Below are 19,922 nucleotides of genomic sequence, written 5' to 3'. Positions count from 1 at the left end.
CGTGACCGACAAGACCATGACCCCCGAGGACGTCGTCTCCCGGCTGCGCAGCGGCATGACCCTCGGCATCGGCGGCTGGGGCTCGCGCCGCAAGCCGATGGCGCTGGTGCGGGCGCTGCTGCGCTCCGACCTCACCGATCTGACGGTGATCTCCTACGGCGGTCCCGACGTCGGCCTGCTCGCCGCCGCGGGACGCATCCGCACCCTGGTCGCGGCGTTCGCGACCCTCGACTCCATCCCCCTCGAACCGCACTTCCGCGCGGCCCGCCAGCGCGGCGCGTTCGAGCTGAGGGAGATCGACGAGGCGATGTTCATGTGGGGGCTGCAGGCCGCCGCCCACCGGCTGCCGTTCCTGCCGGTGCGCTCCGGCCTCGGCTCGGACGTGATGCGCGTCAACCCCGCGCTGCGGACCGTGACCTCGCCCTACGAGGACGGCGAGACCTTCGTGGCGATGCCGGCCCTGCGGATGGACGCGGCGCTGGTCCATCTGCACCGCGCCGACCGGCTCGGCAACGGCCAGTACCTGGGCCCCGACCCCTACTTCGACGACCTGTTCTGCGAGGCCGCGGACAGCGCGTACGTCTCCTGCGAGCGGATCGTGGACGACTTCGCCTCGGCCGTCCCGCAGACCCTGCTGGTCAAACGGCACTCGGTCACCGGCGTCGTCGAGGCCCCGAACGGCGCCCACTTCACCTCCTGCGCCCCCGACTACGGGCGCGACGAGCCCTTCCAGAAGCTGTACGCGACCACGCCCTGGCCGCAGTTCGCCGAGCGATTCCTGTCGGGGGACGAGAAGACGTACCGGTCCGCGGTCCATTCCTGGCACGAGGAGCAGCAGTGAACGCCACCACGACGACCCGGGCCGAGTACTGCGTGATCGCCTGCGCCGACGCCTGGCGCGACAACGGCGAGGTGCTGGCGAGCCCGATGGGCCTGATCCCGTCGATCGGCGCCCGGCTCGCCAAGCACACCTTCTCCCCCGATCTGCTGCTCACCGACGGCGAGGCCCTGATCGTCGGGCTCGACGGAGCGGTGGAGGGCTGGCTGCCCTACCGTCAGCACCTCGCCATGGTCACCGGCGGGCGGCGCCATGTGATGATGGGCGCGAGCCAGCTCGACCGCTTCGGCAACCAGAACATCTCCTGCATCGGCGACTGGCAGCGGCCGGACCGCCAGCTCCTCGGGGTGCGCGGCGCCCCGGTCAACACCCTCAACAATCCGGTGAGTTACTGGGTGCCGAAGCACTCGAAACGGGTCTTCGTGGCGCGCGTCGACATGATCAGCGGGGTCGGGTACGACAGCGCGGCCGCCGCAGGTCCGTCCGCCACCCGCTTCCACCGCATCCCGCGTGTGGTCTCCGACCTCGGGGTCTTCGACTTCGCGACCCCGGACCACAGCATGCGGCTGGCCGGTGTGCACCCGGGCGTGAGCGTCGAGGAGGTCCGGGCGGCCACCGGCTTCCCGCTCGCGCTGCCCGGCGAGGTGCCCCGCACCAGGGAGCCCACCGCCACCGAACTACGGCTGATCCGCACGGTCATCGACCCGGAGGGGCGGCGCGAGCGCGAGGTGCCCGCGGCATGACGGCGCCGACGATCGAGACACCGCTGACCCGGCTCGTCGGGGTGCGCCATCCCCTCGTCCAGACCGGCATGGGGTGGGTGGCGGGGCCGCGGCTGGTCTCGGCCGTGGCCGAGGCGGGCGCCCTGGGGATTCTCGCGTCGGCCACCATGACCGTCGGGCAACTGCGCGCCGCGGTCCGCGAGGTGGCCTCCCGCACCACGGCGCCGTTCGGGGTCAACCTCCGGGCGGACGCGGGGGACGCGGGCGAGCGGGTGCGCGTCCTGGTGGAGGAGGGCGTCCGGGTCGCCTCGTTCGCCCTGGCCCCCTCCCGTGAGCTGATCGCCCGGCTGAAGGACGCGGGGATCGTCGTCATCCCGTCCGTCGGTGCCCGCCGGCACGCCGAGAAGGTCGCGGCCTGGGGCGCGGACGCGGTCCTCGTCCAGGGCGGGGAGGGCGGCGGCCACACCGGGAACGTCGCCACCACCGTGCTGCTGCCTCAGGTCGTGGACGCGGTCGGCATCCCGGTCGTCGCCGCGGGCGGCTTCTTCGACGGCCGGGGCCTGGTCGCGGCGCTCGCCTACGGCGCGTCCGGTGTCGCCATGGGTACCCGCTTCCTGCTGACGTCGGACAGCACCGTGCCCCGGGCCGTGCAGGAGCGCTATCTGGCGGCGGGCGTCACGGACATCACCGTCACCACGAAGGTGGACGGTCTGCCGCACCGGATGCTGCGCAGCGAGCTGGTCGAGGCGCTGGAGCGGTCCGGGCGCGCCACCGCGCTGCTGACGGCGGTCCGCCGCGCCGCCTCGTTCCGGAAGCTGTCCGGCCTGAGCTGGGCGCAGATGGTGCGGGACGGCCTGGCGATGAAGCACGGCAGGCACCTCACCTGGAGTCAGGTCCTGCTGGCCGCCAACACGCCGATGCTGCTGAAGGCGTCGATGGTGGACGGCCGTACCGACCTCGGGGTGATGGCCTCCGGCCAGGTCGCGGGACTGCTCGACGACCTGCCGGCCTGCGCGGAACTGGTCGACCGGATCATGGCCGAGGCGCAGGCCGCGCTGGGCACGCTGCCCCGCTGAACGGCCCGCCGGGAGACCGGCGGGCCAACGGGCACGGGCCGTCCGGCGGGCACGGACGGCCCGGCCGGCGAGGAGGGCTCGGCCGGCGAGGAGGGCCGGCGGTCAGAGCCGCTCGATGATCGTGACGTTGGCCTGGCCGCCGCCCTCGCACATGGTCTGCAGCCCGAACCGGCCGCCGGTGCGCTCCAGTTCGTGCAGCAGCGTCGTCATCAGCCGCGCCCCGGTCGCGCCCAGCGGATGGCCCAGGGCGATGGCGCCGCCGTTGACGTTGACCCGCTCCGGGTCGGCGCCGGTCTCCTTCAGCCAGGCCAGCACCACGGGCGCGAACGCCTCGTTGATCTCCACCAGGTCGATGTCGCCGAGGGACATCCCGGTCTTCTTCAGCGCGTACGCGGTCGCCGGGATCGGGGCGGACAGCATCCGGATCGGGTCCTCGCCGCGCACCGACAGATGGTGGATACGGGCGCGCGGGGTGAGGCCGTGGTCGGCCACCGCCCGCTCGGAGGCCAGCAGCAGGGCGGCCGCGCCGTCGGAGACCTGCGAGGAGACCGCCGCCGTCAGCCGGCCGCCCTCGACGACCGGCGCCAGCGCGGCCATCCGCTCCCGCGAGGTGTTCCGGCGCGGCCCCTCGTCGGCGGTGACCTCCCCGAACGGGACGGTCTCCCGGTCGAAGCGCCCCTCGTCGAGGGCGCGGACGGCGCGCCGGTGCGAACGGAGCGCGAACTCCTCCATGTCCGCGCGGGAGATCCCCCACCGGTCGGCGATGAGTTCGGCGCCGTGGAACTGGTTGACGGGCGCCGTGCCGTAGCGGGCCCGCCAGCCCTCGGAGCCGGCGAACGGGCCGTCGGTCAGCCCCAGCGGGGCGGCGGCCTGCCGGCTGGCGAAGGCGATCGGGACCTGCGACATGTTCTGCACACCGCCCGCGACCACCAGGTCCTGGGTGCCGGAGAGCACCCCCTGCGCCGCGAAGTGCACGGCCTGCTGCGAGGAGCCGCACTGGCGGTCGACGGTGACTCCGGGCACCTCCTCGGGCAGCCCGGCGGCGAGCCAGCAGGTCCGGGCGATGTCCCCGGCCTGCGGGCCCACCGCGTCCAGGCAGCCGAAGACGACGTCCTCGACGGCGGCCGGATCGGCGCCGCTGCGCGTCATCAGCGCCGTCAGCACATGCGCGCCCAGGTCGGCGGGGTGGACGGCCGACAGACCGCCGCCCTTCCTGCCCACCGGAGTGCGGACCGCTTCGACGATATAGGCCTCGGGCATGGCGTCTCCTTGGTCAGATTCTGCGAAGGTGCCGGCCGGTTCCGCAAGGCGCCGCCGTCCGCCGCCGGCGGCCGGCGGTGTCCCCCGGGGCCGCGCGGCGGCCGGCCCGCCGCGCTCACGCGTGCTGGGAGCTGACGGACACCGTCTCGCCGGTCATGTACGAGGCGTAGTCGCCGGCCAGGAAGACGATGACGTTGGCGACCTCCCAGGGTTCGGCCCAGCGGCCGAACGCCTCCCGCTCGGTGAGCTGCGCCAGCAGTTCGGGCGTGGTCACCTTCGCCAGGTGCGGGTGCATCGCGAGGCTGGGCGAGACCGCGTTGACGCGTACCCCGAACTCGGCGGCCTCCAGGGCGGCGCACCGGGTCAGCGCCATCACCCCGGCCTTGGCGGCGGCGTAGTGGGCCTGGCCGCGCTGGGCCCGCCAGCCGACGACCGAGGCGTTGTTGACGATCACGCCGCCGCGGCCGGCGGCCTTCATCCGGCGCAGGGCGGCGCGGGTGCAGCGGAAGGTGCCGTTCAGGGTCACGTCGAGGACCGTGCCCCACTGGGCGTCGGTCATCTCGACGAGATCCGCGGTGCCGCCGAGTCCGGCGTTGTTGACCACGATGTCCAGGCGCCCATGGCGCTCCTCGGCCGTGTCCAGGAGGGCACTGACCTGGTCCTCGTCGGTGACGTCGCAGGGCAGGGACGCCACGTTGGCGGCGCCGAACTCCTCGGCGAGTGCCTCGGCGGTGGCCCGCAGCCGGCGGGCGTGGGCGTCGCCGAGGACCACCCGGGCGCCCTCCTCCAGGAACCTGCGGGCGGTGGCGCCGCCGATGCCGGCCCCGGCGGCCGCGGTGACGACGGCGGTCCGGCCGTCGAGCAGATGGTGGCCTGGCACATAGGGCGGCGCTGTCATGCGTGAGCCTCCTCTTCCCGCAGTGCGCTGCGGCTCCCGGGCGAAGGCTCCCGACTCTGGCGGGGCCTCGACGCCGCTCGTGCCGGTACGTTAATCTACCAAACACTTGTTAGGGAAGGGAGGGCGGATGCCCGCTGCCCGCCACGACGAGCCCGCGCACGACACACCGGAGACACCGGCCGCCCCCGCCGCCCGGGAGGCGAGGGCCTGATGGATCTCGACATCGCCCCCGCCGACGAGGCGTTCCGGGCCGAGGCCCGCGACTGGCTCGCCGCGCACGTACCCGCCGTTCCCCTGCCGTCGCTGGAGACCGCCGAGGGCTTCGCCGCCCACCGGGAGTGGGAGCGCCAACTCGCCGCGGACCGCTGGTCGGTGGTCTCCTGGCCCCGGGAGCACGGCGGCCGGGACGCCTCGCTGCTGCGGTGGCTGCTCTTCGAGGAGGAGTACTACGCCGCGGGTGCCCCCGGGCGGGTCGGCCAGAACGGCATCCACCTCCTCGCCCCCACCCTCTTCGAGCACGGCACCGACGAGCAGCGCGCCCGCGTCCTCGGCCCGATGGCGCGCGGCGAGGCCGTCTGGGCGCAGGCGTGGTCGGAGCCGGAGTCGGGCTCGGACCTGGCGTCGCTGCGCTCGACCGCCGTACGCACCGACGGCGGCTGGCTGCTGAACGGGCAGAAGACCTGGTCGTCCCGGGCCGCGTTCGCCGATCGCGCCTTCGGGCTGTTCCGCAGCGACCCGGACGCCGCCCGCCCGCACCAGGGGCTGAGCTATCTGATGTTCCCGCTGGACGCACCGGGCGTGACGGTCCGCCCGCTCGGCCGCCTGGACGGCAAGCCGGCCTTCGCCGAACTCTTCCTCGACGACGTCTTCGTACCGGACGCGGACCTCATCGGCGCGCCGGGGCAGGGCTGGCGGGTCGCCATGAGCACCGCCGGCAACGAACGCGGCCTGACGCTGCGCAGTCCGGGCCGCTTCACCGCGGCCGCCGGGCGGCTGGCCGCCCTCTGGCACGAGATGGGCGGCACGGCCGGCACGGCGCTCGGCGAGCGGGTGGCCGACGCGCTGATCGGCGCCAGGGCGTACCAGCTGTTCGGCTACGCCCAGGTCTCCCGGCTCGGAGCCGGCGGCGCGGTCGGCGCCGAGTCCAGCCTGACCAAGGTCTTCTGGTCCGAACTCGACCTCGCCCTGCACGAGACCGCCCTGGACCTCCTCGGCCCGTACGGCGCGCTCGCCGACGGCGCCGACGAGGCCCCGGCGCACGGGAGTTGGGCCGACGGCTACACCTTCTCGCTGGCCGGGCCGATCTACGCGGGCACCAACGAGATCCAGCGCGACCTCATCGCCGAGCGGCTGCTCGGACTGCCGAAGGGACGCCGGTGATGCGCTTCCTCCCGACCGCCGAGCAGCGGGAGTTCGCCCGCACGCTGGACGGCATGCTGGGCGCGTCCGGCACCCCGGCCGTGGCGCGGGCCTGGGCCGCCGGGGAGCAGAAGCCGGGCCGCGAGCTGTGGGCGCGGCTCGCGGCGACCGGCCTGTTCGCGCTCGCCGTCCCGGAGCGGTACGGCGGGTCGGGCCTGCTCCCCGTCGAACTTGCGCTGTCCTTCGTGGAGTTGGGGCGGCACGCGGTGCCCGGCCCGCCGGCGGAGACGGTGGCGGCGGCCGCGTTCCTGGAGCGTCTCGGCGAGGCCGGCGCGGCGGAGGTCTGGCTGCCGCGGATCGCCGCGGGCGAGGCCGTCGTCAGCCTGTGCGCCGGGGGCCCGTACGCCCTGGACGCGGACGCCGCCGACGCCGTGTTCGTGATCGAGGGCGGCACGGTGCGCCGCGCCGAAGCCCACGGCCGCGTGCAGCCCTCCCTCGATCCCACCCGGCGGCTCGCCCGTCCGCTCGGCGGCGGCGTCCTGGCCGAGGGCCCCGCGGTGACCTCGGCCGCCGCGCACGCCGTCGAGATCGCCCGGCTCGTCACCGCGGCCCAGTGCCTGGGCCTCGGCCGGGCCCTGCTGGCGGCGACGGTGTCCCACGTCAGGCAACGCACCCAGTTCCAGGTGGCCATCGGCTCGTTCCAGGCGGTCAAGCACCGGCTGGCGGACACCCTCATCGGCCTGGAGTTCGCCCAGCCGCTGGTGTACGCGGCGGCCCTGGCGGTGGCGGAAGGGGCGCCGTCGGCAGGCCGGGAGGTGGCGGCGGCCAAGGTCGCGGCGGGCGAGGCGGGTTGTGCCGCGGCGCGCACGGCGCTGCAGTTGCACGGCGCCCTCGGTTACACCGACGAACCCGACCTCTCGCTGTGGATCCGCAAGGCCCGCCCGCTGCGGGACGCGTGGGGCACTCCGGCCGACTGCCGCGCGCGCGTCCTGGCCGGCTGACATCGGCGTCAGCAACGTGAGTGGATTCACCATTCCACTTTGCAGCGGGAGAAGCGCGCAGGTCAGCGACGTAAAAGAGGCTCAGCGGGCGGGTCAACACTCTGTTGATGCCCGGTGCCGGGATTCGTTACGGTGATACCGTCATGTGACACCACGAGGGGCCCCGCTCTCCCGAGTTGCAGCTCGGGAGGAAGTCAGCGGAACCCCTCGCACCGTTGTCGAAAGGCCCTGGCTGATCCCTCAGCTGGGGTCTTTCGTCGTCAGAGCAGCTTGCTCACCCGGTCGGCCACCGCGAGCGCGAGCATGACCACGGCAACGCATGCCGACACCCGCGGCGCGGTGATCTCGGGAGACCAGCGCTCCTTCCAACGGTCCCGAATGCTCCTCAAGAGGATCTTCAAGACCGTCTCCTTCCCCCCACCCCCGTCGGGGCGGCAGTCACACGGGAACCGGTCCCGCACCGTGAAGGCGTTCGCGCCCCCAGCTGACTGAGCACGAACGACCCGAAGGTTTCGCAGAGCTTATCCCGACCGCTACACCGCGTGCGGACGGCACTACCGTGCGGCAAACCGGCCAAAACGGAAGTTGATCACGCAAATCCGCTGTTCAGGGCGCCGAGGGTCACTGCGTGCCTCGATCGGAAGTGTGGCGCTTGCCTCACTTAAGCCAAAGCGTAAGAAATAGGGATCTGACGGACAGGAATTCCCCGGAGAACCTTGATTTCCATGGTCTAATCCAGCTCAGAGCGACCATCCCCAGCCCGCGAATCACTCACCCTTCGCTGAAATGACACTGAGTGCCACTCAGTTGGCGATCGAGGAGCGGGAAAAGTGGCGTGAGTGTCATGCATAGTTAGCGCTTAACGCGCAAAAGCCGCGTAACGGACCTCAGATTCCAAGGCCGTATTGCCCTGTATCGCCGCTATAAACCATTCGCTGGGTTCTCCGGGCCGTCCGTGAAGCCCGGTTCCGGCCCGCCGGAGGCCGACCGGCCGGCCCCTTCGAGCCGCCCGCGAGAACCCCCGTCCCCTACCGGCGCCTGCGGTCCAGCTCCTCCAGGTCGGCCAGCATCGCGTCGGCCAGATCGCGCTCGGAGGCGTAGTGCCGCTCCGACCACTTCAGGACGAGCGCGGGGTAGGCGGAGGCGTCGTCAGACGGGGCGTCCCGGGCGTCGTGCTCGGCTCGCTGTCGCATCGTCTCCGCGTACTCCCGGTGCCGGCCCAGCACCTCACGCATCTGCTCGGCCTCCAGCAGATGGCCGAGCCACAGCCGCAGCATCACGCCGTGCTTGAGGACGGGGGGCTCCACCGGCGCCTCGCGCGCCCAGTGCCGGACCGCCGCCATCCCCGCGTCGGTGATCACATAGACCCGCTTGTCGCGGTTGCCGGTCTCCTGGGCGACCATCCGGGAGCTGACGTACCCGACCTTCTCCAGGCGCTTGAGCTCGCCGTAGATCTGGCTGAAGGACGGGCTCCAGTAGAAGAAGCGCAGCGACCAGTCCGACCACTTCTTCAGGTCGTAGCCGGACAGCTCCTCACCGAAGGAGAGCAGGCCCAGCACCGCCCAACCGGTGGCCGGCAGCGCGGGTCGCTCCGCGTCGCCGGCGCTCACGGCGCCCGCCTTCTTCTCCGTCACGTTCCGCAGTGTACGGTCCGCCTCCGCGCCCGCCCGACCGGCGCCTCGTCAACTCCCTTCCCCCGCGCCCGGATTCCCGGTGTCCCGCCGCCGCGCAGGAGGTGTTCGGGTGCCGAGTCCCCGCGTGTCCCGCGCCTCCCCGGCCGGTCCGGGGCGCGCCGCCGTGCCGTCCTCGGGGGACGCCCGGCGGCCGTTCCCGCCCGCCGCGCGGTGCGGACCGGGACCCGCTGGCCAATAGTGGAAAGGTGAGCCCGCCAGAGGGAACCACCCCGCGGTCCGGGCCGCGGCAGCCGGCCGGCGGACCCGCCGGGGCGGTGCTGCGCCGGGCGCGCTACCTGGTGGAGCACGCCCGGCACGGGCTGCGCGGGCACCGCTCCGTGGTCGGCAACGCGGTCCGGGTCACCGTGGCCTCGTGCGTGGCCTTCTACCTCTGCCGCTACGGGCTCGGACTGACCGTCATGTCGGTCTACGCCACGTTCACCGTGGTGTCGCTCGGCGTGCTCGCCCGTATCCCGGGGTCCGGACGCCAGCGCGCCGCGACCGTGCTCACGGCGGTCCCCGCCGGGCTGGTGCTCATCACGCTGGGCACACTGCTCGCCGTGCAGACCTGGGCCGCCGTCCTCGGCATGCTGGTCATCGGGTTCGTCGTGGCGTACGCGGGCACCACCGGGCCCCGGATCGCCGGGGCCGCCCCCGGGATGCAACTGCTCTACATCCTGCCGTGCTTCCCGCCCTACGCCCCGGAGACGCTGGGCCAGCGGCTGTCCGGCTTCCTGCTGGGCGCGGTCCTGCTGGCGCTGGCCCAGCGCTTCCTGGTGCCCGAACCGGACACCCCGTCCTTCCGCCGGCTGCTGGCCGACGCCGCGGACGCCGCCGCGCGGCTGGCCGACCACCACGGCGGCCCGCCCCCCGTGAAGGCGTACGCCCGGGCGCGGGAGACCGGGGACGCCCTGCGTCCGTCGCGCGTGCCGCCGGCCGACCTGCCCGCCTCCCCCACCCTCGCCCACAAGGCCATGGCGCACGCCACGGAGGCGGTGCGCACCCTGCTGGCCCGGCTGGAGGCCCTGCACACCTCGGTCGGGCCGCGGTACGCCTACCACCCGGAGACCGTGGCGCTGCTGGAGGGCATCAGCGACACCGCGCGCGCGGCGGCGCGGGCGCTGCGGCGGGGCAAGCGGCTGCGGCCCGGCGAGGGGCCGTCCTCCGCCGTCCTGCAGAGCGAACTGGCGCCCGTACGGGCCGACCGGGCCGTGGACACCCTGGAGCGGTTGAGCACCGACGACCGGCTGGTCTACCTGCGCCGCCGCTCCCAGGTGGTGCAGGCCGCGGACTGCGCCGTCGTGCTCGCCCTGGCCACCCGGCTGGTGCTGGGCGACCGGTCCGTCGAGAACAGCCCCGCCGGGCAGGGCTTCGCCTATGCGCGGGCGCGCGCCCACCAGCTGTGGTGGCAGCGGCTGACCACGCACCTCACCCCCCGTTCGGTGATCTTCCAGAACGCCTGCCGGTTCGCGCTCGGCCTGGCCACCGCGCGGGCCGTCGCCGGGCTCCTCGACCTGCAGCACGGCTTCTGGGTGCTGCTGGCGACGCTCACCCTCACCCGGACCACCAGCCTGGAGACCTGGTCCGCGGTCCGGCAGGCGCTGCTCGGCACGCTGGTCGGCGCGGTGCTGGCCGGCGGGCTGCTGGTGCTGGTGCACGACCGGGACACGGTCTACGCGGTCGTGCTGCCGGTGGTGATGCTGGTGGCGTTCATCGCGGGGCCGCTGCGCGGGCTGGCCTGGGCGCAGGGCGGGTTCACGCTGGTGGTGGCCACGCTGTTCGCGCAGGTCTCCCCCGTCACCTGGCAACTGGCCCCGGTCCGGCTGGTGGACGTGCTGGTCGGCAGCCTCATCGGGCTGGCCTGCGGGCTGGTGGCCTGGCCACGGGGCGCGGGCCGCGAGGTGCGCCGCAGCATGGCCGGCCTGTGCTCGGCCGTCGCCGACGCCATCGGGTACACCACCACCCGGGTCGTCGACCACACCGGCGGCGCCGACTGCGTGGCGATCAACCGGGCCCTCGTCCTCGCGCGGGAGAGCCTGGCCCAGTACCACTGCGAACTGCGGGACGAGAGCGCCGGACAGCCGGACTGGCCGTCGGTGCTGGTCGCCGGGTCGGACGCGCGGCGCGGTGAGCGGCTGCTGCCCGGCCGGCCGGGCCGGATCGCCTCGCGGGAGGTCGCCGCCTGGCTGCGCCGCGCGGCCGACCGGACGGCGGCCGACTACCGCTCGCTCGCCCGGCAGCTGCGGACGGACAGCGCGGTGCCCCGCGAGGACGCCCGGCCGCTGGACATCCGCGCGCTGCTGGCGGTGGCCCCGGCCGTGCCGCGCCACAGCCCGGACCGGGCGGCCCGCGCGCTCTCGGCCGCGCTGCTCGTCGACTCGGTGATCTGGCTCGACGCGCTCACCGCCGACCTGAACCGGATCCGCAAGGAGATGTGAACGGCGCCCGGGGGCGCTGCCGGACGGGGCGTAGGGCAGCCGCCGGCCGGCTCACCGCGTGCCCGGTGGCCGCCACTCGACGAGCAGGATCGTGGCGTCGTCGCTCAGCCGCTGCTGCCGGCCCTCCAGGATGGCGTGGATCAGCTGGCGGAGCGCCTCCGAGGGCAGCTCGCCGGCCGCGATGGCCCGGATGATGGAGTCGGTGAAGCCCGCCAGGCCGAAGCGGCCGCCGCCGGCCGTTCGGGCCTCGGTGACCCCGTCGGTGTAGAGCAGCACCCGGTCGCCCGGCTCCAGGGCCTCGCGGTGGACCGTGCGCGGGGCGTCGGCGAGCGTGGCGGGCATGCCCATCGGAGGCTCGCCGGGGCGCTCCAGCGCCTTGTGGACCTGGTGGCCACGGATCAACAGGGGCGGCGGATGGCCGCAGTTGCACCAGGTCAGCACCCCGCTGAGGAGGTCCAGCCGGGCGGCGATGCCGGTGCAGAACTGCTCGGGCAGCCACTCGGCGAGCACCGCGTCCACGGTCCGGACGAGGTCGGGCAGGGCGGCGCCCATCCGCCGTGCGCTGCGGCAGCCGGCCATGGCGATCGACGTGGTGAGCCCCGAGGCCAGGTTGTGCCCCATCGCGTCGAGGATCACCGCGTGCAGCGTCGACTCCGTCAGCGCGTGGTCGAAGGCGTCCCCGCCCAGCTCGTAGGCGGGTTCCAGGACGGCGGTGGACACCGCGCGGGCGCTGCCGACGGTCCGCGGCGGCAGCAGGGAGCGGACCAGCTCGGCGGGCAGCGTCATGGTGTCCGTACGGGTCTGCTGCACCAGGTGGTCGCTGACGCCCCGCTGCGAGGAGATCGCCATGGACAGGATCGCCACCAGCGTCCGGCAGCGGCGCAGCAGGGCGCCGTCCAGGGCGTCGACGCATATCCCCACCACCCCCAGCCGGTCCGCGCCGTCGACCAGCGGCAGCCAGACGATCAGCGGGCCGGCGGCGCTCTCCTCGACGCGGAGCCCCAGCGTGCGGTAGGCCCAGCCCGCCCACGACGCGTCCACCGGGAGCCGTTCCCCGCCGGAGAGGGGCGTCAACTGGCGCTGCTGGAGGTCCACGAGGTAGACGGTCACCCGGCGCAGGCCGATCCGGGCGGCGTAGCGCTCGACCAGGGCGGGGAAGCGGGACGGTGGCGCGGTGTGGACGGCCGTCAGGAATTCCTGCAGCAGGTATTCGCCGTCACCGGCCGGAACACTCTCCACGGGCATCCGCGCGTCCCTCCGAACACCTGCCCCCCTCCGAGTGTGAGCCAAGTGTTTCCCGGGCGCCCGCGCCAGCCGGGAGCGCCATACGGCGCACCGGGCGCGCCTCGCCCGCGACAGGTGCGAACCGGGCGCGGCGCCGGGCGCCCGCCGCGGCCCGCCCGGGTGCGGATGGGGTGGCGGGCCCTGATCCTGAAGCAGTGGGGCCGTGTGTGACGTGTGGCGTCGCATCGCCCGGGCACCCGCCGGGCGGGAGCACGAGCCAACAGCACAAGGAACCCGACAAGGCAGCATGTCGCGGTACCGCCGTGGCAGCGGAACGGACGCACATGAGCAATGGATTCATGGGTCCGGAGGGCTACGGCCCGGACTCGTTCGGTGACTTCCTCGCGCGCTTCTTCGGCGCCGCGCAGTCCGCGGACGGCGAGCCGGGCCGGCCCGCGCCCCGGCAGGCGGACATCGCCCGCATGATGAGCGGGCCCGCCCGGGAGCTGGTGACCTCCGCGGCCGCCTACGCCGCCGAGCACGGCAGTCCGGAACTCGGCACCGAGCACCTGTTGCGGGCCGCCCTGGCCGCCGAGCCGACCCGCAGCCTGCTGCAACAGGCGGGGGCCGATCCCGACGCGCTGGCGGCGGAGATCGACAGCAGCGCCGGTTCGGGTCCGAAGCAGTCCAGTGTCGCGGTGACCCCCGCGGTCAAGCGGGCCCTGCTGGGCGCGCACGACCTGGCGCGGGACAACGGGGCCTCGTACATCGGCCCGGAACACGTACTGGACGCGCTGGCGGCCAACATGGACTCGGCGGCGGGGCGGATTCTCAACCTCGCCCACTTCGAGCCGCAGGCCACCCCGCAGAGCGGCCACGGCGCCCCGCACACGGGCCCCGAGCACGGCGCCCCGCCGAAGCACGACACCCCGACCCTGGACAAGTTCAGCCGCGACCTGACCGACCTGGCGCGGGCGGGCCGGATCGACCCGGTGATCGGCCGCGAGGAGCAGATCGAGCAGACCATCGAGGTGCTCTCCCGCCGGGGGAAGAACAACCCGGTGCTGGTCGGCGACGCGGGGGTGGGCAAGACGGCGATCGTCGAGGGCCTGGCGCAGCGGCTCGCCGACGGCGATGTCCCCGAGAACTTGTCGGGCCGGCGCGTCGTCGCGCTGGATCTGACGTCCGTCGTCGCCGGCACCCGCTACCGCGGCGACTTCGAGGAGCGGATGAACGCCATCATCGAGGAGGTCCGCGCGCACCCCGAATCGCTGATCGTCTTCATCGACGAGCTGCACACGGTCGTCGGCGCCGGCGGCGGCAGCGGGGACGGCGGCTCCCTGGAGGCGAGCAACATGCTCAAGCCCGCCCTGGCCCGGGGCGAGATGCATGTCATCGGCGCCTCCACGCTGGAGGAGTACCGGCGCAACATCGAGAAGGACGCCGCCCTCGCCCGCCGCTTCCAGCCCATCCTGGTGCCCGAGCCGGACGTCTCCGACACCGTGGAGATCCTGCGCGGGCTGCAGGACCGCTACGAAGCCCACCACCAGGTGCGCTACACCAACGAGGCGCTGCTCGCGGCGGTGGAGCTCTCCGACCGCTACATCGCCCACCGCTTCCTGCCCGACAAGGCGATCGACCTGCTCGACCAGGCGGGCGCACGGGTCCGGCTCCGCTCGGGCGCCAAGGCCACCGACGTCCGCGAACTGGAACGCGAGCGGGAGCAGCTGATCCGGGACAAGGACCAGGCGGTCGCCGCCGAGCAGTACGAACGGGCCACCGACCTGCGTGACCGGGTCACCGCCCTGACCGCGCGGATCGAGGCCGGCCGGGGCGAGCCGCCGACCGACCGCCGGATCGTGCGGGTCACCGCCGAGGACATCGCCGAGATCGTGTCGCGGCAGACCGGGGTGCCGGTGAGCAGTCTGACCCAGGAGGAGAAGGAGCTGCTGCTGGGGCTGGAGGACCGGCTGCACACCCGGGTGATCGGCCAGGACGACGCGGTCACGGCGGTCTCCGAGGCGATCCTGCGCTCGCGGGCCGGCCTGGCCGACCCGGACCGCCCGATCGGCAGCTTCCTCTTCCTCGGCCCGACGGGCGTGGGCAAGACCGAGCTGGCCCGCGCGCTCGCCGAGGCGCTGTTCGGCAGCGAGGACCGGATGGTGCGTCTGGACATGAGCGAGTATCAGGAGCGGCACACGGTCAGCCGGCTGGTCGGTGCGCCTCCGGGGTACGTCGGCCACGAGGACGCGGGCCAGCTGACCGAGGCGGTGCGCCACCACCCGTACTCGCTGCTGCTGCTCGACGAGGTCGAGAAGGCGCACCCCGACGTCTTCAACATCCTGCTGCAGGTCCTCGACGACGGGCATCTGACGGACTCCCAGGGCCGCCGGATCGACTTCAAGAACACCGTCATCGTGATGACGAGCAACCTCGGCTCCGAGGCGCTCAGCGGCGGCCGCGGGGTGCTCGGCTTCGGCCCGGACGTCACGGGCGCGGAGGCGGGCGACGGCGCGCGGGAACGGGCGCTGGGCTCCTTGCGCGAACACTTCCGCCCGGAGTTCCTCAACCGGCTCGACGAGATCATCGTCTTCCGCCGGCTCACCGACGACCAGCTGCGCCAGATCACCGGCCTGCTGCTCGACGGGACGACCCGCAGGCTGCGCGCCCAGGACATCTCCGTCGAGTTCACGCCCGGCGCCGTGGACTGGCTCACCCACCGCGGCCACCAGCCCGAATACGGGGCGCGGCCGCTGCGGCGCACCATCCAGCGCGAGGTCGACAACGCGCTGTCGCGGCTGTTGCTGGACGGCGCGCTGTCGGCGGGCGAGACGGTGCGCGTGGAGGTGAAGGACGAGGAGCTGGCGTTCCGCACCGAGCAGCCGAAGGGGGTCGCGGGTGGCGGCGCTGGGCCCGCGTGACACGTCCCGGGGGCGCCACGAGACGCCGGAGGAGCGGGCCGACCGGCGGTGGAACGAACTTCTGCAGGAGGTCCGGGTCATCCAGACCGGGGTGCAGATCCTCTTCGCCTTCCTGCTGACCGTCGTCTTCACCCCGCGCTTCGCCACGCTCCCGACGACCGACAAGACCATCTACGTGGTGACGGTCCTGCTGGGGGCGGCCACGACCGGCGCGCTGATCGGCACGGTGACCTTCCACCGGCTGGTCGCCGGGCACCGGCTGAAGCCGGAGACGGTGCTGTGGGCCTCGCGCCTGGCCCTGCTCGGGATCGTCCTGCTGCTGGCCACGGTCGCCTCCGCGCTGCTGCTGATCCTGCGCATCGCCCTGCACGACTCGGCCGTGCCCTGGGTCGTCGCGGGGATGGTCGCCTGGTTCATGGTCTGCTGGTTCGCGCTGCCCGCCTGGATCCTGCACCGGTATTCGTCCAAGGAATGAGCGACGGGCGGGCCCCGCCCCGCCGCGGGCTCCCGGGGCCGTGCGGCAGTCTCCGGCCCCTCCGGCACCCGTCGGCCGCCACTCCCCTCCCCCGCGTGCCGACGGCCGCCAAGGGCGCGGGCCGAGACCCTGACCTGGGTCTCGGCCCGCGCCCTTGGCGGCCGGTGCGCCGCCGTCCGTCAGGCGCGCGCGGCGGCCGGGTCCACCCGGCGCGGTCGGTAGAGCAGTGCCGCGCCCGCGAGTCCGGCGCTGATCACTGCCAGTCCCACGGCCAGCAGCTCGGGCCACATGCCCGCTTCTCCCAGGCCGCTGCCGAGCGGGGCGAGGACGCCGGCCCGGGACAGCGCGTGCAGGGCGATGATGATCATCGCGGCGGCGGCGCTCACCGTCCAGACCAGGGCCGTGTCGCGCATCGCCAGCCAGCCGGCCAGCAGCAGGTAGACCACGGCGATGGCCATCGAGAGGCCGGCGGCCGCCTGGGCGCCCTGCAGGTGCGAGGTGTGCACCGGCAGGTGGCTCAGGCCGCACAGGGCCAGGGCCGCGGCGGCGGGCCAGCGCAGTACGGACCGCAGCACGCCGGGGACCGCGTAGCCCGGCTGAGGGCTCGCCTCGGGCGACGAGGCCCACGGCGGGGCGCTGTGCGGCATGGTGCCGGCGGGCCGCTGGGACCAGGGCGGACGCTGGGGCGGCTGGCCCATCACGGACTCGCGCTGGGCGCTGGACATCGGCTGCCCGTTGCGGTCCAGGGGGCGTACATCGGGGTCGAGGACGTGCAGGGACGCGGTGGGTTCCGGCTCACCGAAGCCGCCGGAACCGCCGGAACCGCCAGGTCCGCTCGGTCCGCCCGGTCCGCCGAAGACGTCGGGGCCGGACGGGAAGGGATCGGCCATGCCCGGGAGACCGGAGCCGGCGCCCTGCGTACGGTCGAACAGCTCGATCAGCTGCGCCACCTCCTCGACGGGCCGGTCGACGGCCACCGCGCGCAGCGCCTCGTGGCTCGACTCGGCGGTGTGCGGGGTGGCCCGCAGCATGTCGAAGAGCGCGGCGACCTCGCTGACCGGCCGGGACACCACGGCCATGCGCAGCGCCTCATCGCCGGGGTTGGGAACGTCGCCGCTGCGCTTGAGCAGTTCCACCAGGGCGGCGACTTCCGCCAGGGGCCGGTGGGTGACTGCCTCCCACAGAAGGGTGTGGGCCGAATTCTTCTCGGTGGTCATGGGCGGAAAATGCTCGCCGGGTTCTGTCGATGACAGGTCGGCGTCGCCCCCACAAAGTGCTGGTTCGGATGTCATGGAGGACTCCACTGAACGAGGGGAGCGTCAAACACCAGAAGCGCTGACACTCGGCGGACGTTGAGAGTGCTGTGGTTCAGCCAACGTCCCTTTTGTGCGCTCCCGCCATTCAGGAGGGCCATACGGTGGAGACACGCCGGTACGCCCGGGCGCGCCGCCCGTCCGCTCCGCCGGTCACTGCCGGACATCCGCCCTCACCGGGGGTGACTCTTCGACATGCCAAGGTCCGGCGAGCCTGATTCGCTGGTATGTGCAGCTCTCCATACTCCGGTCAAGGACAGATCATGAGTGCAACAGGAGAATCACGCGGACGCATCCAGCAGATGCGCGACAAGGCCCAGGAACTGCAGGCGGCCGCGGAACGCGCGGGCGACCCGGAGGAGCGGAAGCGGCTGGAGGAGAAGGCCCTGAGGCTCCGGTCCCAGAGTGAGCAGGAAAGCGGTATGGCCAGCGGAGACATCTACCCCTCCGAGTGAGGGGCCGCGTTCCCGCCGACGGCGGAAGGATGTGAATACCCCTGGACGGGACGCGCGCCCGGCGCCGCGTCCCGTCCGTCGTGTCCGGCACTGCCGCGTCCCGTGCGGTCGTCCCTCCCCTGATGTGCCGCGCGGGCGGCCACCCGCCGGGCCGCCGGGCTGTTCGAGTGGCTTCGCCGCGGGCGCCGATCGGCGGTCCACGGCGCCGGGAAGCGGTGACGGCATGATCCCCTCAGATGCCCCACGGGCCGCCGGAGCCCTGGCCGGGACGGCGCCGGGGCCCGCCCTGGCCGGCCGTACGGGCTATGACCCGCAGTTCCTCGGAGTGCCGGTACCGCTGCCGATGCCCGTCGACCCCGCCGTGGAGACGGTGGTGCTCCCCTACACCCACTTCACCGTGGTGCTGCGGCCGGACCGGCGGATGGCCGCGGCCGCAGCGGTCTGTATCGACGGTGCCCGCCGGCCGGCGGACGGACCGGCGGCGGAGGTGCCGCCGGAGGGCGGCTGGCGGTGCGATCCGCGGCTGGCCGGGGACCGCCAGGCAGGCGACGCCGTGTACCGCGACAACTCCCTGGACAAGGGTCAGCTGGTGCACCCGCTCGCGCCCGGGTGGGGCGGGGCCGCGGAGGCGGACCGGGCCCGCGCCGACACCTTCCACTACCCGAACGCCGCCCCGCAGGCGGACGTCGTCAACCGGGCCAGACAGGTCTGGCAGGGACTGGAGAAGCACCTGCTCGACCACGCCGCCCGGCACGATCGCCGGCTGGCCGTCCTGACCGGGCCGGTGCTGCACGACTCGGACCCGCCCTACCGGGGCGTCCAAGTGCCCCTGCGCTTCTGGAAGGTGGCGGCGTTCCGGCGGCCGGACGGCGTGCCGGCGGCGACGGCCTACGTGCTCGACCAGAGCCCGGACCTCATCTGGGACGCCGAACGGGCGCTGGCCGGTGCGACCCCGGGGGCACCGCCGCCGCTGGGCGCCTTCCGGACGTTCCAGGTGCCGGTGACGGACGTCGCCGAGCTCACCTCGCTCGACCTGGGGCCGCTGCCCGCCGCCGATCTGCTGCCCGCCGCCCGCACCCCGCAGGAGCGCTGGCGGCGGCTCCGGTCGCTCGACGACATCGTGCTGCGGCACCGCTGAGCGGGGAGCGCGGGCACTGCGCCGGGGGCCTTCTCAGCTGGTGACGAGCCCTCGCGCAAGGCCCCCGGAAACGGCGCTACTTCGTGACGAACTCGGTGGTGTAGGTCTTCTTCAAGTCCACCGTGGCGTTCTTGAGATTGGGGTTGAAGGACTTCAGGACGCGTTCGACGGTGGCGGGGCCGTCGGCCGGCATCACCCCGTCCTTGGTGAACATCGGCAGGGTGTCCTTGATCGCCTGGGCGTAGAGCCGCTCGCCGCCCTGGGCGTAGTCGGACGGCATCTTCGCGGCGATCTGCTCGGCGGTGTGGGTGGACATCCACTTGAGGGTCTTCACGAAGGCGCGGGCCAGCTTCCGTACGGTGTCCTTGTGGCCGTTCACCCAGTCGGTGTTCATGTAGAGGCTGGACGAGGGGTAGGGGCCGCCGAGCGCCTTCTCGGAGCCCTCGGGGGTGCGCATGTCGATGAGGACCTTGCCGAGCTTCTTGTCCAGGATCTGGGCGACGGTCGGATCCGTCGTCATCCCGCCCTGGATCGAGCCCTGTTGGAGGGCGGAGAGGAAGGTCTGGCCGGCCCCGACCGCCACCGGCGTGAACTCGTTGGTCCGCACCCCGTTCTTCACCGCCAGGTACTTCGTCAGGAAGTCGGTGGAGGAGCCGAGTCCGGTGACGCCGAGCTTCTTGCCCTTGAAGTCCTTGGCCGAGGTGAGGTCGCCCGACGCCTTGTCCGAGACGACCTCGACCTCGCCGGGGGCGTGCGCGAGCTGGACCACCGACTCCACCTGCTTGCCCTTGACCTGCAGATCGAGGGTGTGGTCGTAGAAGCCGACGACGCCCTGGACGTCGCCGGAGACCAGCGAGGTGGTGGCCTGCACGCCGGCCGGTTCGGTCAGCAGCGTGACATGGACGCCCTCGTCCTCGAAGTAGCCGAGTTGCTGGGTGAGTCTCGCGGGCAGGTAGATGACCTTGTCGAGGCCGCCCACCATGATCTTGATCTTGCCGTTCCCGTCGCCGGAGCCGGCCGCCTGGGAGCCGCCGCAGGCGCTGAGGATGGTCAGGGCGAGAGCGGCGGCGACAGCGGCGGCCGCGGTTTTCCGTGAGGTGCGCATGATCACGTCCTTGTGAGCTGATGAGG

The 19,922-nt window shown here is 73.5% G+C and carries 17 protein-coding genes; 10 read left to right on the top strand and 7 right to left on the bottom strand.

The genetic code is table 11. From position 1 onward, the window contains the following. Position 1: 1 nt before the first annotated feature. The 3 genes from K7396_RS32500 to K7396_RS32490 are packed head-to-tail and all read left to right on the top strand — an operon-like array spanning position 2 to position 2,636. Positions 2–841 carry a CoA transferase subunit A gene (locus K7396_RS32500; RefSeq protein WP_086718153.1) on the top strand — a complete coding sequence of 280 codons (840 nt, stop codon included), beginning with the start codon at positions 2–4 and terminating at the stop codon, positions 839–841. After that, positions 838–1,581: a CoA-transferase subunit beta gene (locus tag K7396_RS32495; protein WP_086718152.1), complete on the top strand. Its 744-nt coding sequence runs from the start codon at positions 838–840 to the stop codon at positions 1,579–1,581. The genes K7396_RS32500 and K7396_RS32495 overlap by 4 nt, the downstream gene beginning before the upstream one ends. After that, a complete protein-coding gene (locus K7396_RS32490; protein WP_086718151.1) occupies positions 1,578–2,636 on the top strand; it encodes an NAD(P)H-dependent flavin oxidoreductase in 1,059 nt (352 codons plus the stop codon). Before K7396_RS32495 ends, K7396_RS32490 begins: the two co-directional genes overlap by 4 nt. A 102-nt stretch (positions 2,637–2,738) precedes the next feature. On the opposite strand, the gene K7396_RS32485 is transcribed toward K7396_RS32490, so the two are convergent. Further along, the gene (locus K7396_RS32485; RefSeq protein WP_086718150.1) at positions 2,739–3,896 is read right to left on the bottom strand and encodes an acetyl-CoA C-acetyltransferase; all 1,158 of its coding nucleotides are present in this window, start codon (positions 3,894–3,896) and stop codon (positions 2,739–2,741) included. Positions 3,897–4,011: 115 nt separating this feature from the next. Continuing rightward, positions 4,012–4,794, bottom strand: coding sequence for an SDR family oxidoreductase (locus tag K7396_RS32480; protein ID WP_086718149.1), 783 nt, complete (start codon positions 4,792–4,794; stop codon positions 4,012–4,014). 210 nt (positions 4,795–5,004) lie between these two features. Here K7396_RS32480 and K7396_RS32475 point away from each other — a divergent pair, with 210 nt between their 5' ends. Both K7396_RS32475 and K7396_RS32470 read left to right on the top strand, forming a co-directional pair. Continuing rightward, positions 5,005–6,174, top strand: a complete 1,170-nt coding sequence (locus K7396_RS32475) for an acyl-CoA dehydrogenase family protein (RefSeq protein ID WP_086718148.1) — start codon at positions 5,005–5,007, stop codon at positions 6,172–6,174. Further along, positions 6,174–7,154, top strand: a complete 981-nt coding sequence (locus K7396_RS32470; protein ID WP_086718147.1) for an acyl-CoA dehydrogenase family protein — start codon at positions 6,174–6,176, stop codon at positions 7,152–7,154. Before K7396_RS32475 ends, K7396_RS32470 begins: the two co-directional genes overlap by 1 nt. A gap of 260 nt (positions 7,155–7,414) precedes the next feature. Here K7396_RS32470 and K7396_RS32465 read toward each other — a convergent pair whose 3' ends face one another. Both K7396_RS32465 and K7396_RS32460 read right to left on the bottom strand, forming a co-directional pair. Further along, positions 7,415–7,555: a hypothetical protein gene (locus K7396_RS32465; protein ID WP_158101123.1), complete on the bottom strand. Its 141-nt coding sequence runs from the start codon at positions 7,553–7,555 to the stop codon at positions 7,415–7,417. 627 nt (positions 7,556–8,182) lie between these two features. Further along, entirely contained in the window at positions 8,183–8,788 is a 606-nt protein-coding gene (locus K7396_RS32460; RefSeq protein ID WP_086718146.1) for a helix-turn-helix transcriptional regulator, read from the bottom strand. Between the two features lie 245 nt (positions 8,789–9,033). Here K7396_RS32460 and K7396_RS32455 point away from each other — a divergent pair, with 245 nt between their 5' ends. Continuing rightward, positions 9,034–11,265 (top strand): FUSC family protein, encoded by a 2,232-nt coding sequence (locus K7396_RS32455; protein WP_143589092.1) that lies wholly within the window; start codon positions 9,034–9,036, stop codon positions 11,263–11,265. A 51-nt stretch (positions 11,266–11,316) separates the two neighbouring features. Here the strand turns inward: K7396_RS32455 and K7396_RS32450 are convergent, their stop codons facing one another. Further along, positions 11,317–12,510 (bottom strand): PP2C family protein-serine/threonine phosphatase, encoded by a 1,194-nt coding sequence (locus K7396_RS32450; RefSeq protein ID WP_086718144.1) that lies wholly within the window; start codon positions 12,508–12,510, stop codon positions 11,317–11,319. Positions 12,511–12,833: 323 nt separating this feature from the next. On the opposite strand from K7396_RS32450, the gene K7396_RS32445 reads away from it, so the two are divergent. Then, on the top strand, positions 12,834–15,410 hold the full coding sequence (locus K7396_RS32445; RefSeq protein WP_086718143.1) for an ATP-dependent Clp protease ATP-binding subunit: 2,577 nt from the start codon (positions 12,834–12,836) through the stop codon (positions 15,408–15,410). Then, positions 15,388–15,885 carry a DUF6328 family protein gene (locus K7396_RS32440; protein ID WP_086718142.1) on the top strand — a complete coding sequence of 166 codons (498 nt, stop codon included), beginning with the start codon at positions 15,388–15,390 and terminating at the stop codon, positions 15,883–15,885. The genes K7396_RS32445 and K7396_RS32440 overlap by 23 nt, the downstream gene beginning before the upstream one ends. 179 nt (positions 15,886–16,064) lie before the next feature. Here K7396_RS32440 and K7396_RS32435 read toward each other — a convergent pair whose 3' ends face one another. Beyond that, complete coding sequence (locus tag K7396_RS32435; protein ID WP_223660271.1) at positions 16,065–17,102, bottom strand: hypothetical protein; 1,038 nt, start codon at positions 17,100–17,102, stop codon at positions 16,065–16,067. A 359-nt stretch (positions 17,103–17,461) separates the two neighbouring features. Here K7396_RS32435 and K7396_RS32430 point away from each other — a divergent pair, with 359 nt between their 5' ends. Both K7396_RS32430 and K7396_RS32425 read left to right on the top strand, forming a co-directional pair. Continuing rightward, positions 17,462–17,653, top strand: a complete 192-nt coding sequence (locus tag K7396_RS32430) for a DUF6381 family protein (RefSeq protein WP_086720901.1) — start codon at positions 17,462–17,464, stop codon at positions 17,651–17,653. A 223-nt stretch (positions 17,654–17,876) separates the two neighbouring features. After that, the gene (locus tag K7396_RS32425; protein WP_086720900.1) at positions 17,877–18,791 is read left to right on the top strand and encodes a DNA/RNA non-specific endonuclease; all 915 of its coding nucleotides are present in this window, start codon (positions 17,877–17,879) and stop codon (positions 18,789–18,791) included. A 76-nt stretch (positions 18,792–18,867) separates the two neighbouring features. On the opposite strand, the gene K7396_RS32420 is transcribed toward K7396_RS32425, so the two are convergent. Then, positions 18,868–19,896 carry an ABC transporter substrate-binding protein gene (locus K7396_RS32420; protein ID WP_086720899.1) on the bottom strand — a complete coding sequence of 343 codons (1,029 nt, stop codon included), beginning with the start codon at positions 19,894–19,896 and terminating at the stop codon, positions 18,868–18,870. Positions 19,897–19,922: the final 26 nt, after the last annotated feature.

It is taken from the genome of Streptomyces angustmyceticus, from assembly GCF_019933235.1.
Lineage (GTDB): Bacteria > Actinomycetota > Actinomycetes > Streptomycetales > Streptomycetaceae > Streptomyces > Streptomyces angustmyceticus.
Note: the sequence above shows the minus strand (reverse complement) of the source record. Positions and strands in the feature narration are given on the sequence as shown.

What these genes read in the sequence shown, in the direction of transcription:
- K7396_RS32445 (WP_086718143.1), top strand. Translation starts at nt 12,834, where the DNA reads ATGAGCAATGGATTCATGGGTCCGGAGGGCTACGGCCCGGACTCGTTC.
- K7396_RS32485 (WP_086718150.1), bottom strand. Translation starts at nt 3,896, where the DNA reads ATGCCCGAGGCCTATATCGTCGAAGCGGTCCGCACTCCGGTGGGCAGG.
- K7396_RS32480 (WP_086718149.1), bottom strand. Translation starts at nt 4,794, where the DNA reads ATGACAGCGCCGCCCTATGTGCCAGGCCACCATCTGCTCGACGGCCGG.
- K7396_RS32435 (WP_223660271.1), bottom strand. Translation starts at nt 17,102, where the DNA reads ATGACCACCGAGAAGAATTCGGCCCACACCCTTCTGTGGGAGGCAGTC.
- K7396_RS32420 (WP_086720899.1), bottom strand. Translation starts at nt 19,896, where the DNA reads ATGCGCACCTCACGGAAAACCGCGGCCGCCGCTGTCGCCGCCGCTCTC.
- K7396_RS32470 (WP_086718147.1), top strand. Translation starts at nt 6,174, where the DNA reads ATGCGCTTCCTCCCGACCGCCGAGCAGCGGGAGTTCGCCCGCACGCTG.
- K7396_RS32475 (WP_086718148.1), top strand. Translation starts at nt 5,005, where the DNA reads ATGGATCTCGACATCGCCCCCGCCGACGAGGCGTTCCGGGCCGAGGCC.
- K7396_RS32490 (WP_086718151.1), top strand. Translation starts at nt 1,578, where the DNA reads ATGACGGCGCCGACGATCGAGACACCGCTGACCCGGCTCGTCGGGGTG.
- K7396_RS32450 (WP_086718144.1), bottom strand. Translation starts at nt 12,510, where the DNA reads ATGCCCGTGGAGAGTGTTCCGGCCGGTGACGGCGAATACCTGCTGCAG.
- K7396_RS32425 (WP_086720900.1), top strand. Translation starts at nt 17,877, where the DNA reads ATGATCCCCTCAGATGCCCCACGGGCCGCCGGAGCCCTGGCCGGGACG.
- K7396_RS32430 (WP_086720901.1), top strand. Translation starts at nt 17,462, where the DNA reads ATGAGTGCAACAGGAGAATCACGCGGACGCATCCAGCAGATGCGCGAC.